Genomic DNA, 14,798 nt, shown 5'->3' with positions numbered 1-14,798 from the left:
TCCGTCTCAGGCTCTTGCAAGCCAGATCGCTATTTGGGGGAAGGCGATGATCAGCGCAAGCGTAACCAACATTGCCAGCACAAAGGGAAATGCCCCACGGAAGATTTGCCCAACGCGCAGGGTTGGGTCGCCCATGGCGGATTTGATCGTATAAACTGACAACCCGAAGGGCGGTGTCAGAAGGCCGATTTCAACTGCAATCACAGTGATGACCCCGAACCAGATCAGGTCAAACCCGGCAGCACTTGCAACAGGCAGCGCAATCGGCAACAAAATCAGCATGATCGAGATGGAATCGATGATGAAGCCCAGCACAATGACCAGCGCGATGAACACCAGCAGGAAACCATAAGGCCCAAGCGGCCCGGACAGGAACATATCTGCCACCGAACGCGGCAGGCCCGACATGGCCAGCATACGGCTGAAGAATGTTGCCGCCATGATCAGGAACAGGACGGATACGGTGATCTGGCCGGTTTCGACCAGCAAGCCCCAGAAACTGCGCGGGTTCAGCGAACGTCTGGTCAGCGCGATGGCCAGCGCGCCTGCGGCCCCCACCGCGCCCGCTTCTGTCGGGTTGAAAAAACCCGAATACAGCCCCCCCAGAACCAGCCCCATCAAGGCCAGAATTGGCAGGAATTTTCCTGTCATCTGCACCCCTGTCAGGCGTTCAATCTCTTGTGTGGTGGCCTGCGGTTCAAACACGAAATCACGCCGGATTGTGGCCATCAACACGATAACCACCGAAAACACCCCGGCCAGCAGGATGCCCGGCAAGATTCCCGCCAGAAACATGCGCCCCACCGATTCCTCGGCCAAGACGGCATAAACGATCATCAACAAGGACGGCGGAATCAACATGCCCAACACTGACGAGCCCGCAACAACCCCTGTTGCAAATTCCTTGCGGTAGCCGTGGCGCAGCATTTCCGGCACTGCCACGCGCGAAAAAACCGAAGCCGACGCAATCGACACCCCAGTGATGGACGCAAAAACTGCATTCGCAAACACTGTGGCCACGCCCAGCCCCGCGCGCACCCGCCGCATCAGGTGCTGGAACACATCGAAGGTGTCCTTGCCCACGCCCGATATGGTGACCAAAAGCCCCATCAACACAAATAGCGGCACCACAGCATACAGGTATTCGCGCAGCGCATCATTGGCGACAGCCCCCGCCATGCGCATGGCCACAGTGTCACTGCGCAGCAGCGTTACCCCCCCGAAAGAGACGATCAGCATGCCAATCGCAATGGGCATTCCCAATAGGATCAGCCCTATCAACACCGCGATGGCCAGAAGGCCGATTTCAAGCCCGGTCATCACGCCCCCCCGCAGCGGCAAGCGGCAACGCTGCCAGCACCGACAGCACGAATTGCATTACCGCAATCGTCATGCCCGCCAGAATGGCCGCGCGGAAGGGCCATGTGGGCAATGTCAGAACGCCGGTCACCCCGATAAACTGCCCCGACGCGATATCGCGTTCCAGAACGCGCAACGTGGCAAGCGCCATCACCCCGATGACCCATGCCCCCGCAAGGTCGAACAAGGCCCCAAGCAGCGCACCTTTTCGCGGGTGCAAGGCGCGAAACCCCGCATAGAACACATCCGCACGCGCCAGGCGGTCATGGCGCAGCGTGGTGGCCAGTTGCAGATAGACGATCATAACCACCATCAGCGCGCCAAGTTCTGACACAAGCGGCAGCGAGGCGCCCACGATATTGCGCGACAGGACATCTGCGCAAATCACCAGCATCAGCGCCACAATCAGCAAGGACCCGATAGCCCCCACCCCGTCAACCAGTGCGCCCCAGACCCGCGCGGCGCGCGCCCCGGTGTCAGGGCGCGCATCTGTCTGTGTGCGGTCATCATTGGTCATGACGGGGTATCAGTTCCCTGACCAGTCGCGCGCAGGATTTTCCCCGCCCGCGCGCAGCCCGTCCATATAGGCGGCCAGAAATTCCGCTGCGGGCAATCCGCGACCGGCGTTTTCCGCAACCCATTCCCCCGCCAGATCTGGCAGCGCGTCGACCCATGCCTGACGCTCTGCCGGGTCCATTTCGCTGATAGTGACAGGCGGGTTCTGATCTGCGCCAAGTGTCGCAATCTGTTCAATCGCTGTTTCTGGCCGGTCCATCATGTCCTGTGCATGGGCGCGGGAATAATAATCGCCCGCCTTCAGCATCGCTTGCTGGACTTCTTCGGGCAGCGTTTCCCAAATGTCGCGGTTGATGGCCACGCCGCCCGAAAACACAGTGCCCATCTGCACACGGGTTACATAGGGCGCGACCTCATAGATGCGGGTGGGCAGGGCCCCCAAGGCAAGCGACAGCACACCATCCGAAACACCGGTCTGGATATCGGTGTAAAACGTGGTCAGCGCCCCATCGACCGCATTTGCCCCCGTGCCGCGCAGCCATGTTCCCAGAACACCCGGCGCCGAGATGCGCATACCTTGCAGGTCCGCAAGTGCATTGACCGGCGTTTTGGTATACAAATCATAACTGTCTGATGCGGTCATGCCCAGCATGACAATGTTGTATTGTTCCCATTCATTACGGAAATCGGCATTTTCTTCATACAGCTGGCGCATGACATCCAGCTGCACGGGCACATTGCTGGTTGCAAAGGGGGTGTAGGCGGTCACCTGCGAAAGCGGCATTTTCGCCCCTTCCAGATAGGAAAACACCCAGCCGATGTCTGTGATCCCTTCCTCAACCGAAGTCAGGGTCGCATTTGCACGATATAAGGTGCCCCCGAAGGCTTCTTGCCAATCAATCGCGTAATTCCCGGATTCGGCAAGCAAACGGTCCGTTTCGGCCATGAAATGGGTCTGGATCATGCCGACCCATGGAATTGTCGTCGGGTGGCTGGATGCAACTGTCAGCGGAATTGACTGTTGCGCAAAGGCAACGGCAGGCGTGGTCAGAACTGCCACGAAGGCAGCCTTGGCAAGATGGTTCATGGTGGTCCTCCCTTTGGGTGTTACCGCCTGCTCCCCGCAGACGGCTTGGCGTTAGCTGGCCTTGCGTTTGGCCAGATCGTTGCGGATTTCAGCACCGTGTTCGTCCAGAACCGGCGGGGGCAACACGTCCAGTTCGGGCGTGCCGTCAAAATTATACGGGGCGCGCACGGTGGTGAATTTTCCCATCTCGGCATGATCGGATGAAACGGCAATTTGCAGGTGCTGCGCCTGCGGGTCTTCCAATGCCTCGTTTGAATCATAGGCTGGCGAATAGGGCACTTCCTCGGCCTCGAAACGTGCGCACCAATCGTCGCGCGTGCGGGTTTGGAACACCGGCGTCAAAATCCCGATCAGGTCATCTTGGTGCTTGATCCGTTCCAGCCTTTCGTTGAAGCGCGGGTCCGTGGCAAGCTGTTCTTGCCCTGTCGCGCGCAACATGCCTTCCCAGAACTTGGTAGGTGAGGACATGTGAAACGCGATCCATTTTCCATCCGCGCATTCAAACGTGTAGCTTTGCGACACGACAGGGCGCGACAATGGCCCCATCACTTCGCCGACGCTGTAATAGTGTGTAAAGCTGTCAAGGTTGAAATGGCACATCGCTTCCAGCATCGAAATGTCAAGCCTGCGCCCTTTTCCGGTGCTTCCGCGTTCTATCAGCGCGGCCATGATACCCATTGCCGCATATTGGCCAGTCATGGCATCGGCCAGCGCAGGCCCGATCACGCGCGGGTTTGTGGGCGGGGTCACCAGACGCAGGAACCCCGACGCGGCCTGCGCAACAGTGTCATAGGCTGGCCGGTCGCGCGCGGGGCCAGAGGGGCCGAAACCGGAAATGGCACAATAGATCAGGTCAGGGCGGATCTGGCGCAGATCAGCCTCGCCCGCGCCCAGTTTTTCCGCGACACCGGGCCGGAAGTTCTGAATGAACACATCGGCGGTGGCGATCAGGTCCTGGAACACCGCCAGATCGTCCGCATTGCGTGTGTCCAGCGCGATGGAGCGTTTGTTGCGGTTATAAGTCTGGTAATGCGGGCTATACAGCCCCCCCTTGAAAGCGCGGAACGGGTCGCCCGAGCCGGGCCTTTCCACCTTTATGACATCAGCGCCCAGATCGGCCAGATGCATGGCTGCAGCGGGGCCGGTAATATACGTCCCCAGTTCGACAACGCGAATATTCTTCAGAATCTTGACCATGTGTCAGCCCTTCTGTGCAGCTTTGCCGTCATAGGAAATTGCCTGATCCGCATGATGCGACAGGATGAACCCGATTGACCGGCGCGATTCTTCCAGCAGATGTGCGGCCAGCCCGCCTGCGCGCGCCACCAGTGGCACGGCCTTCAGGGCATCAACTGGCCAGCCCGCATCCAGAATGACCGCAGGAATAGCGCCTGACACATTGATCGGCAGGGGGCGGTTTATAATCGCTGGCGCATGTTCGCCCAACAGGCGCAGAATGCCGACATATCGGCCAGAAACATCATGCTGATCGGCCAGTTCAAGCAAACGGTCAGCGCGCGGATCACCGCCCGAATGCTGCGGATGGCCAAGGCCGGGAACCTTGGCGCGGCGCGCTTTCAGCGCGTCAAGGCTGGCAATTACGGCGGCGCGGTCATCGCCGCCATTTGCATCAGCGGCCTGACGGATTTCCTCCAGATAGCGGCCTGCAACCCCGGTCGAGCCCGCAACCACCGTGCCCATGCCCAACAGGCCCGCCGACATTGCGCCCTGCCACGCTTCAGGCGCGGCAGCCAGCGTCATGCGCGCGGCCTGAACACTGGGAACAAGCCCGTGTTCGGCAATCGCCACAAGGCAGGCATCCAGCATGGCGCGCTGCTTGGGCGCGGGTTTTTCGCCCAGCACCAGCAACCAGAAATATTCCGAGAAGTCTATCTTGCCGATCAGATCATTGCACAGGTCATGCCCGCGCACCGTAATCGTGTCGGCGTCCGAGGTGCAGATGGCCGTATACGCCTGATCTGTCTTTCCAATTCTCATATCTGCATCCTTTTTCGCTGTGCGCAAAACTTTTCTCTTGCCGTATCATATTGCGTGAAATAATCTTCCGTCAACCCTGCATGTGCGGGACAGTTCATTTCTGCGGGAGGATGCAATGCGAAGCCTAAACCAGTTTACCCTGACAGACGCGGTAAAAGACTCTTTCAAAACCGAGGAAGGAACCCGCCTGAAATTCCTTCTGGAAACCTTCATCGAACACCTGCACGACTACACGCGGGCCACAAACCTGACGCACGAAGAATGGATGGGTGTTCTGAATTTCCTGTATGATTGCGGCAAGATTTCCACGCCGGAACGTCATGAATTCATCTTGCTGTCAGATGTGCTGGGTTTCTCGGCGCTTGTGGACATGATCAACACGCGCGGCGGGGCCACTGAAGGGTCCAACCTTGGGCCGTTCTATCTGGACAACGCACCCGAAAAGGACATGGGCGCCGATCTGGCACCGGGCCGCGATGGCGTCATCATTCTGGCCAAGGGCGTTGTGCGTGACATTCTGGGCAAACCACTGGCGGCTGCCATCATTGACACATGGCAGGCCGACGCGACCGGCACCTACCCCATTCAGGAACAGGAACGCGGGCAAGATAAATACGACCTGCGCGGAAAGTTCACCACCAATGAACACGGCGAATACTACTACACCACCGTCCTGCCCAAACCCTATACAGTGCCCTATGACGGCCCCGTTGGTGACTTGCTGCGCGCGGGCAACCGGCATGCATGGCGCGCGGCGCATCTGCATTTCATCATCCGCGCGCAGGGCTACAAGGACATCACCACCGAGGTCTTTTTCGAGAATACCGAATATATCGACAATGACGCGGTTTTCGGTGTGCGCAAATCCTTGATTGCATCACTTAAACCTGTGAAGAAAGGGCAGGATATTGGTGTTCCGCTGGAACGCCAGCCAGATGCGATGTTTGAATTCGATTTCGTGCTTGCGCCGGAATAAGCCCATGCGCGACGACGCCACGATGCAAGAGGTTTGCGTGAACGAAGATCGTCCCCCGGAATTCGTCGAGGCCCTTGCCAAGGGCCTGACAATTCTGGAATCCTTCGACGCCACGCATAACGAAATGACCCTAAGCGAGGTGGCACGCCGCGCTGAGCTGACCCCCGCCGCCGCGCGGCGCAGTCTGATTACGCTTGTCGCCCTTGGTTATGTCGGTCAGGTCGGCAAGCGGTTTCACCTGACGCCTAAGGTTATGGGCCTTGGGTCTGCGTTCTATTTTGCTGCGGGCATAGATCAGGCATTCCAGCCGGATTTGCGCGCCATGGTCGAACGCTTCGGGGATGCGTCGTCGGTTGCAACCCTGCAGGGGCATGAGGTTCTGTATGTCGCGCATTATTCCCAACAGCGCGCGCGGCGGGCCTCGGCGGTGGTGGGCGCGCGCTATCCCGCGCATGCCACGTCACTGGGCCGTGTGCTGCTGGCGGGGCTGTCCGATCAACAGCTTGACGCCTATTTCGCAAGTGTCGAACCCGTTGCCCTGACCAGCCGCACCGTCACCAACCGCGAAGAGTTGCGGCGCATTATCTACAAGGTGCGCGAACAGGGGTTCGCCACCACGGTGGACGAGTTGGATTACGGTGTAACCGCCCTGGCCGTGCCCATTCGTGGCGCGCGGGGGCAGACTGTCGCGGCGCTGAATTCGTCTGGCTACAGCGGGCAGGTGACCCCGGAGATACTGGTTGCCGACCGCTTGCAGGAATTGCGCGCGACCGCATCGCGGCTGGGCCAGAACATTGCCCGCAATCCAGTGCTGGAATCCACGCTGTCATCCTAAGTCAGGCGGATCTGGCCGCGCATGCCTGCCGGCCAGCCCGTAAAATTCCGAATATTTTTTCGCTATACGAAACATGGAAACGGGAGGAAACCCCATGTGCAAGCTTTGCAATACACGCCCTGCCAGAACTGCCGCCACCGAAGGCGGGTCCGGCGGCACCGCCGCGCGCCCTGCTGCGCAATCCCGGCACCAGCCCATGCCCGAAGGCATTGGCCAACCCGGCCGCAAGACCCTGATCAAGGGCGGGCATGTGCTGTCAATGGACGCTGTGGTGGGCAATTTCGTCAAGGGCGATGTCCTGATCGAAGGGTCGAAAATCCTGCAGATCGCGCCAGAAATCGACGCGGGCGATGCCGCCGTGATTGACGCGACAGGTCAGGTCGTGATGCCCGGTTTCATTGACACGCACCATCACCAGTTTGAAACCGCCCTGCGCGCCTTTCTGGCCGATGCTGTCTTGATGAATGATGGCCGACCGGGGGGCGAGTTCAACTATTATGAAATGATCTTGCAGAAATTCTCGATGCTTTACAGCCCCGAGGATGTTTACATCAGCGAATTGTTCGGCGGCCTGTCCCAGATTGATGCGGGTGTCACAACTGTTATGGATGTCAGCCAAATACATCACAGCCCCGAACATTCCGACGCGGCCATCAAGGCGCTGCATGATACGGGACGCCGCGCTGTCTTTGGCTATTTTGAAGGGTGGGGCGAAAAGGCGCAATATCCCACGGACGCGGCGCGCATTCGCAACCAGCATTTCACATCAGATGACGGGTTGGTTACCATGATCATGGGCGGCGAAATTTACCTGCCCGGACATGAGGAAAGCTGGCGGATCGGGCGCGAACTGGGCCTGCCCATTGCGCTGCATGTGGTAGGCACCTTTGGCATGCAGCCGGTCTTTGACGCGCTGGGTGCGGCGGGGCAATTCGGGCCGGATAACATATTCATCCATATGACCGGCATGTCCGATGATGGCTGGAAATATGCTGCAGATGCGGGCGCGCATGTGTCGCTGTCGGTTCCCATCGAAATGCAGATGCGCCACGGCACACCCCCAACTCAGAAAGTGCTGGATATGGGTATGGTGGCGTCCCTGTCCACCGATGTTGAATGCACCATGACCGCCGACATGTTCACGCAAATGCGCAGCCTGATCACGCAACAGCGCATGTTCTGCAACGAGAAAGCGCTGCTGGGCGAGGATTACCCGCAACTTCTTAGCGCGATGGACGCAATCCGCTTTGCAACGATCAACGGCGCGCAAGGGTTGCGACTGGAACACAAGACCGGGTCGCTGCGTCCGGGCAAGGAAGCCGATATCATCTTGCTGGACGCGACGGCGCTGAACGTGGCCCCCCTGAACCATGTTGCTGGGGCGGTCGTCACGCTGATGGAGCGGTCGAATGTGTCAACCGTGATATGCGCGGGAAAGCTGCGCAAATGGCAGGGCCAGATGCTGGGCCATGACATTGACGCACTGCGCGGCAAACTGGAAGCCAGCCGCGACCGCCTGTTTGAAGCCGCAGGAATTGAACAAAACCTGTTCAGGTAAGGCGACCCCTGCACCGGCCATCACCTGCGGCCGGTGCATACCTGGGAAAATGGGCAAATTCCGGCGTTTCAAGTCATGCCTGCAAGGGCGGCATGTGTCCCCAAGGTTCGGGACCGTCCCTGGGGGGGCGCTCAAGCCAATGTCACCAGTTTGCGATCGTGCCATCTGGCAAAATTGCGTCCACTGCTGGAACAACCTCTGGTTTGAAGGGATAGCGCGCGGCAGCTTGTTCGTTGATTTCAACGCCAAAACCCACGCCGGCCGGAACACGCCAGTTTCCGTTTTCCAACTGCATGGGGTGGGTGAAAACCTCGTCAAACCAGGGGACCAGTCCCACGGCCTCTTCCTGGATAACAAAATTGGGCGTTGCCACGTCAAAATGCAGTGCAACGGCGCCCGCCACTGGTCCCATGGGGTTATGTGGGGCAATACCCATCTGGCCCGCCTCGGCGATGGCGGCAATCTTGCGCCCGCCCGTCAGGCCCCCGCAATGGCTTAGATCGGGCTGAATATGCGCAACTGCCCGGTGCTCGGCCAGTTCTGCGAACTCGCGCGGGGTGAACAGCCGCTCTCCCGTGGCAAGCGGGCAATCCACGCGCCGCGCAAGCGCGGCCATGGCCACGGCATTTCCGGGCTGGATAGGTTCTTCAACGAATAGCGGGCTGATGGGCGCGATCACATCGATATAGGCTTTCGCCACTTCGGGCGATGCGGGCCGGCCGTGAAAATCCGTCATGATGGCAATATCGGGGCCGACCCTGTCGCGCACGGCCTGCGCCAGTTTCTCGACATGCAACAGGTCCGGCAGCGGCGCTTCATATCCCGAATAGGGCACAAACCCCAGCTTGACGGCGTTATACCCCATTTCAACGGTTTCCTGCACCGCATCGCAGAATGCGCCAATATCGGCTGTGCCAACCTGCGCGCCAATGCGCGCGCGGCGCATATGGGTATAAACCCTGACACTGTCACGCACTTGCCCGCCCAACAATTGCCAGACCGGCGCGCCCAGATCCTTGGCCTTGATGTCCCACAGCGCCTGATCAATGGCCGATACAGCCGTCATGCCAATGGACCCAAGCGGCCAGAAACTGAATTTGGTCATCTTGCTGAAGATATGTTCTATCCGGCGCGGGTCCTCGCCAATGACAAACTGCTCCAGGTCCTCCAGCGCGCCAAGAACAGCGCGGGTTTTCCATTCCAGCGTCGCTTCGCCCCAGCCATGCAAGCCGGGCTGGTCGGTCTGAACTTTCACAAAGACCCAGTTGCGATGAATGGCGTTTACAACCACAGTGCTGATGCCCGTAATCTTCATGAAATCCTCTTGCCTTGCGATAGGCCCGTTTTGCAGGGCGCGTTAGTTTAACAGATCCGGCAGATAGCTTGAGATGCCCGGAATCAGGCACACAAGGGCAATGGCCAGCAGTTGCGCCAGCAGGAACGGCACAAGCGCCCGGATCAACGGATACATTCGCACGCGCCCCACACGCATCATCACGAACAGGACCACGCCGACAGGGGGCGTGACCAGCCCCATGGCAAGGGTCAGCATGATAACCATCGCCGCTTGCATCGGATCAATGCCAAGCTGGTAGACAACGGGCATAAGCAAGGGGGCGAAAATCAGGATTGCCGCGCCAATGTCCAGAAAGGTGCCCAAAACCAGCATCAGCGCGGCCACCGCGAACAAAAACAACAGCGGGCTTTGTTCAAAGATGCTTGCGGTTGAGGCAACCCATGACGCGATGCCCAGCAAATTCAGCGCGTAAGACAGGATCGTCGCCGCCGCGACAAGCAGATAGATTGTGGCCGAGGTGCGCGCAGCCCTTAAAAACGCAGTCCACAACCCTTTCAGGTCCATCACCCGAAACACGACCACTGACAGGAAAACGGCATAGGCCACCGCGACGCCACCACCTTCTGTGGCGGTGTAAATTCCCGCCAGCATGCCCCCGATGATGATGACAGGCAGGGTCAGGACCGCGACGGCCTCGATGATCATGCGGGCGGCTCCGTCGCGGTTGAACGTCAGCCGTCGCGGTTTTGGCACGCGCTTTCGAAACGCATCAATCGCAACGACCGCAGCGCAGGCCCCGCCCAGCAACAACCCCGGCAAAATACCTGCCAGAAACAGGTCAATGACCGACAGGCCGGTGACCGCGGCCATGATGATGGCCAGCCCTGACGGGGGAATGATTGGCCCGACAATGGATGATGCCGCAGTGACGGCGGCGGCATATTCCTTGGTATAGCCCTCTTTGGGCATTTCTTCGGTAAACACCCGCCCCAGCGCCGCAGCATCCGCCACTGCCGAACCGGAAATTCCCGCAAACAGAACCGATGTGCCGATATTGGCATAGGCCGTCCCGCCCCGCAGCCAGCTTGTGGCTGCAGATGCTATGGAAATCAGCCGCGCGGTGATGCCACCCTGACTCATGATTTCAGCGGCCAGAATATAAAACGGCACCGCCAGAAAAATGAAACTGTCCACGCCAGTAAACAACCGCGTTGCCGTCACGGACAGCGGGATACCCGCCAGCCAGACCCCAAGAATACCCGCCAGCCCGATGGCGAATGCCACAGGGATTCCGATAAACAACAGGCCAAGGCCCAGAATTGCAACCCAGATCATTGGCCCGCCCCTGTCTGGCCCATGCCGTGTGTGTCGGCATTGGGCGCGCCCGCATCATCCGGCTGGAACCCTGACAGCCAGCTAAGCGCGATCTGCACCAACATCAGGGCCGCGCCAACGGGCAAGGCCGCATACGGAATGATCATGGGAATACCTGATGCGGGCGCAGTTTGTGCAGCGTTGCGCAATGCAAGCGGCCAACCATAATACAGGATCACCACACAAAAAATCGCGGCGACCGAATACAGCGCCGATTTTACAAACCGCACAAGGTTCGGACGGACCAGCCCTTCCAGAACCTCGATACCCATATGCTCAAGCCGGAAAATGCACGCAACACTGCCCAGCATCATCAGCCAGATCATGGAGTATCGCATCACCTCCTCTGTCCAGCTGAAACCGGTGCTGAAGAAATAGCGCCCGCCAACCTGTGTCAGGTTCAGCACTGTTACCGCGATCAGCAAAAGGCCCGCAATGATTTCCGTGCTCATCGCAAGCACGCGGGCGGCAAGGGTGGCTATGCGTGTCATCTGTGACCCATAATTTCATGGCCGCGCGGGCCGCGTTTCCAGTCATAGGCGAAGGTGGGTGCCCGTGGCCGTGCAAGTGATGCAGGGCAGGGCCACGGGCCGGGTATGGTCAGTTCCGATAGAGTGTGGCCTTCGCCTCGTCCACCGTTGCGATCAGTTCGTCGACCAGTTCATCGCCGACATTGCTGCGGATGAAATCCAGCACGGCGGGCTGGGTGATTTCCTTGAAGGCGGCCTTTTCTTCCGGCGTGGAGACGTGAATTTCCATCCCCAGTTCGTCGGCCAGCTGGCGGCTGAAACGCCAGTCCCCTTCGGTTTTCTGAAGGTTCTCGGTCCATGCCATCAGAAGGGCTGCATCCTGAATGACTTGCTGATGGCCCGGTTCCAGCGAATTGAACCAGTCATCATTGGCAATGATGACATGCAGGCCAAAAGTGTGTTCGTTCAGTGTATAGTATTTCTGCACCTCGCCATGGCCACCACCATAGACGACGGCTGGCGGGTTTTCCTGCCCGTCAACCACACCCTGACGCAACGCCATCACCACCTCTGCCCCGCTGATGGGAACGGCAGTCGCGCCTAATGAATTCACCAGCTCCATATATACAGGGCTTTCCATGGTGCGGATTTTCAGCCCGCTCATGTCTTCGGGGTTGATCAGGGGCCGGATGTTGTTGGTGAATGACCGAAAACCGTTTTGCGAAAACGCCAGCGCACGAATGCCTGTTTGTTCCAGAATGTCATCTTTCATTCTGCGGGCGAAATCGCTTTCCAGAACGCGCCACGCCACAGGGGCGGATTCAAACAAGTAGGGAATCGACCAGACCTGCATGGGCGCATAAAAGCCGCTCATGGCTCCATCTGCCGGAAAGCTCAGTTCGAGGCTGCCTTGCTGGACCATCTCGATCATTTCGCGTTCGCCACCAAGCTGGTTGTTGGGGAACAGCCGCACGGTCAATTCGCCGTTGGTTTTGAATTCAACATATTCCTTGAAACGGACAAGGGCGTTATATTCCGGAAAATCCCCTTCTGGAATGCCAATGCCGAATTTAATTTCGGTCGCGTCAGCATGGGACGCGCCGAAGGCAAAAGTGGCGACAGCAAGCGCTGCAGCGCAGATTGCACTTTTCATGTTCATGGTTTCCTCCTCCTCCAATCGATCTGGTGCCGCAGGCGAATGTCGTTTTTTGGTGCCAATGCGTTGCCAGTGCAGGCCGGGTGGCGCTACATAGGATGTAGGATGACTCACGCTAGATCATATGTAAAGAAAAATTGGAGCTGTTACAGATATGCGCCCGATCATTGAAAACCCCGAGCGGCGACATCTCGATTTGAAGATACCGACAGAATTCATCCCGTCGCTGCCCACTGGTGTTGCCAAGCGGTCAGTTGAAATTCTGGGGCAGCGGATCACCAACGATGTGTATTCCCCAGATGAGGTGATGCCCAATGAGGAAGAGCTGGCTCATTCCCTTGGCGTCAGCCGCGCGACAGTGCGCGATGCCGTCAAGGTCCTGTCTGGCAAGGGGTTGGTGCGCACCGCACGGCGCTATGGCACGCGCGTTCGCCCAGTCGAAGAATGGAACTTTCTGGATGGTGATGTTGTGTCCTGGCACGATCCGTCACACCCGCGCATCAAACAGATATTTGCCGAAACAACCGAATTGCGCAGCGTTATCGAACCCGCCGCCGCGGCCCTTGCCGCGCAACGGGGCACCGCCGCGCAGGTTCAGACGCTGCTGAACGCAGCACATGCCATTCATCCCGCGCATGTCGATGTCGAAACCCTGTTCGCGGCGGACTGCCAGTTCCACGTCACCCTTCTGGACATGACCAGAAACAATGTCATGCGGCAACTGCGCCAGATCATCCTGACAATGCTGCGCGTGTCCTATGAATTCGGCGTGGTGAACCCCGATAACGAGAAGGTCAGCCGCGAAGGGCACATCGCAGTCGCCGAAGCCATCGCCGCCCGCGACCCTATTGCCGCACAAAAGGCAATGTCCGAGATGCTGGAGTTGAACCGCTCCATCGCAGAAGATTAGGTATTTGGTCCGGGGGGGGTAATGGTGCGATCCTTTCACGGGGTTGGTAAGACGCACTATGTGACAACTTCCTCGCCGGGCGGATATTGCGGGCTGGCCCTGATGCACAATACGGGCAAAGGCGGTGCTTATCGCACTGATGCTGTTCCAAAAAGCTGAACCAAGGGCCGCCAGACTGTCGCGGATCGCGTATACCGTTGCAAAGTCTGGACAACATCGTGATGTCGCAAATTGAAGGGAATATCCTGCCGCCTGATGCTCGACGAGGTGCGGGTATGAGACGTGGAAATCCACGTCACAGGATCGAAACGGCGCCTTGCATAAAAGGCTTCTGACCCGACAGGCACCACTGCGCCCAAGGTTCTCTCTTGTGTTCGGAAATGGCGCGCCCGAAAGGATAGCATCGTAGCTATCACTACTCGAAACCTACGTTCACCTACGGTGAAAAGCCTTGTTTACAAGGCCGTAGTCTTAACCATCTGACCCCCGGAATCTGGTGAGTTGCCAGCTGTATTGTAGGGCGGAAGATACTTGTGTGACAAGATCAGAGTGCAAAGCACACATAAATAGCTTGGGAACCGACAAAAAAGCCGTGCGGATGCGGTCTCAGGGCGTCACAGAGGCAGGCGATCAGGCAGGATTCGGGGCTTGATGGTTTGGCGGTTGCGTCTATGACTATTGGCATTTAGACCTCAACTAGTTCAAGGATAGCAACATGACGATTGGCAGATTGAAGTTAACCATTGTAGCTGTTTTGAGCACGATTTTCGTTCCAATGACTGGCTCCACAGATGAACTATCTATGATGTCGTTCAGCAAGGAGTGCGTTGATTGCGACCTTTCAAACAGAGACCTACAGTAGGTAGACTTTAGTGGGACGCGGCTAAAAAATGTCGATTTTTCCGGCTTCAACCTACAAGGTGCGGACTTTTCGAGAGTTCAGTTCACGTGGGGGAAGATATCAGGTGCAAATTTTCGGGGTGCTAACTTTGCCGATTCTGCCATACTCCTTGATAACGAATTTCAGGATGATGTTGATTTTAGAGAGGTAAATCTGCAATCCTCTTTCCGAGGAAGAACTCTCGGGTCTCCTTCTGGGATCGTTATAATCGGTCAATTCCGCAACAGTAAGCTTGATGGCGCAAACTTCACGGGCGCAAAAGTGGAACTAGTTGGTGAGGGAATCAGTGCGCGATCAACTAATTTTTCGGGAGTTTCACCGCGCAGACACAGTATGTTTGACCGCACCTTGGATCTAAATA

Annotated in this window: 13 protein-coding genes and 1 pseudogene; 5 read left to right on the top strand and 9 right to left on the bottom strand. The window is 58.1% G+C overall.

Annotated features, from left to right (window positions below; translation table 11 throughout):
• Positions 1 to 6 precede the first annotated feature (6 nt).
• Genes ACTZWY_RS17110 through ACTZWY_RS17090 form a run of 5 tightly spaced genes read right to left on the bottom strand, consistent with a single transcriptional unit; the run spans position 7 to position 4,960 of the window.
• Positions 7 to 1,320: a TRAP transporter large permease gene (locus tag ACTZWY_RS17110; protein ID WP_444791923.1), complete on the bottom strand. Its 1,314-nt coding sequence runs from the start codon at positions 1,318 to 1,320 to the stop codon at positions 7 to 9.
• Positions 1,307 to 1,876, bottom strand: a complete 570-nt coding sequence (locus ACTZWY_RS17105) for a TRAP transporter small permease subunit (protein WP_444791922.1) — start codon at positions 1,874 to 1,876, stop codon at positions 1,307 to 1,309. The genes ACTZWY_RS17110 and ACTZWY_RS17105 overlap by 14 nt, the downstream gene beginning before the upstream one ends.
• 9 nt (positions 1,877 to 1,885) lie before the next feature.
• On the bottom strand, positions 1,886 to 2,962 hold the full coding sequence (locus ACTZWY_RS17100; RefSeq protein WP_444791921.1) for a C4-dicarboxylate TRAP transporter substrate-binding protein: 1,077 nt from the start codon (positions 2,960 to 2,962) through the stop codon (positions 1,886 to 1,888).
• 51 nt (positions 2,963 to 3,013) lie between these two features.
• A complete protein-coding gene (locus ACTZWY_RS17095; RefSeq protein ID WP_444791920.1) occupies positions 3,014 to 4,159 on the bottom strand; it encodes a CaiB/BaiF CoA transferase family protein in 1,146 nt (381 codons plus the stop codon).
• A 3-nt stretch (positions 4,160 to 4,162) separates the two neighbouring features.
• Complete coding sequence (locus ACTZWY_RS17090; protein ID WP_444791919.1) at positions 4,163 to 4,960, bottom strand: citryl-CoA lyase; 798 nt, start codon at positions 4,958 to 4,960, stop codon at positions 4,163 to 4,165.
• 115 nt (positions 4,961 to 5,075) lie between these two features.
• Between ACTZWY_RS17090 and ACTZWY_RS17085 the strand changes: the two genes are divergently transcribed.
• The 3 genes from ACTZWY_RS17085 (at position 5,076) to ACTZWY_RS17075 (ending at position 8,329) form a co-directional block, all read left to right on the top strand.
• Positions 5,076 to 5,936 carry a dioxygenase family protein gene (locus ACTZWY_RS17085; RefSeq protein WP_444791918.1) on the top strand — a complete coding sequence of 287 codons (861 nt, stop codon included), beginning with the start codon at positions 5,076 to 5,078 and terminating at the stop codon, positions 5,934 to 5,936.
• Positions 5,937 to 5,940: 4 nt separating this feature from the next.
• Positions 5,941 to 6,771: an IclR family transcriptional regulator domain-containing protein gene (locus ACTZWY_RS17080; protein WP_444791917.1), complete on the top strand. Its 831-nt coding sequence runs from the start codon at positions 5,941 to 5,943 to the stop codon at positions 6,769 to 6,771.
• Between the two features lie 94 nt (positions 6,772 to 6,865).
• A complete protein-coding gene (locus tag ACTZWY_RS17075) occupies positions 6,866 to 8,329 on the top strand; it encodes an amidohydrolase family protein (protein WP_444791916.1) in 1,464 nt (487 codons plus the stop codon).
• A gap of 142 nt (positions 8,330 to 8,471) precedes the next feature.
• On the opposite strand, the gene ACTZWY_RS17070 is transcribed toward ACTZWY_RS17075, so the two are convergent.
• The 4 genes from ACTZWY_RS17070 to ACTZWY_RS17055 all read right to left on the bottom strand — a co-directional run bounded on the left by ACTZWY_RS17070 (position 8,472) and on the right by ACTZWY_RS17055 (position 12,629).
• Complete coding sequence (locus ACTZWY_RS17070; RefSeq protein WP_444791915.1) at positions 8,472 to 9,644, bottom strand: enolase C-terminal domain-like protein; 1,173 nt, start codon at positions 9,642 to 9,644, stop codon at positions 8,472 to 8,474.
• A gap of 42 nt (positions 9,645 to 9,686) precedes the next feature.
• The gene (locus ACTZWY_RS17065) at positions 9,687 to 10,961 is read right to left on the bottom strand and encodes a TRAP transporter large permease (RefSeq protein ID WP_444791914.1); all 1,275 of its coding nucleotides are present in this window, start codon (positions 10,959 to 10,961) and stop codon (positions 9,687 to 9,689) included.
• Positions 10,958 to 11,491, bottom strand: a complete 534-nt coding sequence (locus tag ACTZWY_RS17060) for a TRAP transporter small permease (protein WP_444791913.1) — start codon at positions 11,489 to 11,491, stop codon at positions 10,958 to 10,960. The genes ACTZWY_RS17065 and ACTZWY_RS17060 overlap by 4 nt, the downstream gene beginning before the upstream one ends.
• Before the next feature lie 109 nt (positions 11,492 to 11,600).
• Positions 11,601 to 12,629 carry a TRAP transporter substrate-binding protein gene (locus ACTZWY_RS17055; RefSeq protein WP_444791912.1) on the bottom strand — a complete coding sequence of 343 codons (1,029 nt, stop codon included), beginning with the start codon at positions 12,627 to 12,629 and terminating at the stop codon, positions 11,601 to 11,603.
• A gap of 151 nt (positions 12,630 to 12,780) precedes the next feature.
• Here ACTZWY_RS17055 and ACTZWY_RS17050 point away from each other — a divergent pair, with 151 nt between their 5' ends.
• Together ACTZWY_RS17050 and ACTZWY_RS17045 are read left to right on the top strand one after the other, a co-directional pair.
• Positions 12,781 to 13,536, top strand: a complete 756-nt coding sequence (locus ACTZWY_RS17050; protein ID WP_444791911.1) for a FadR/GntR family transcriptional regulator — start codon at positions 12,781 to 12,783, stop codon at positions 13,534 to 13,536.
• 877 nt (positions 13,537 to 14,413) lie between these two features.
• Positions 14,414 to 14,798: pseudogene (locus ACTZWY_RS17045) on the top strand (pentapeptide repeat-containing protein); the annotation flags it as partial.

Origin of the sequence: Roseinatronobacter sp. NSM (assembly GCF_052379845.1) — a bacterium.
In the GTDB taxonomy this organism is placed as follows: domain Bacteria; phylum Pseudomonadota; class Alphaproteobacteria; order Rhodobacterales; family Rhodobacteraceae; genus Roseinatronobacter.
Note: the sequence above shows the minus strand (reverse complement) of the source record. Positions and strands in the feature narration are given on the sequence as shown.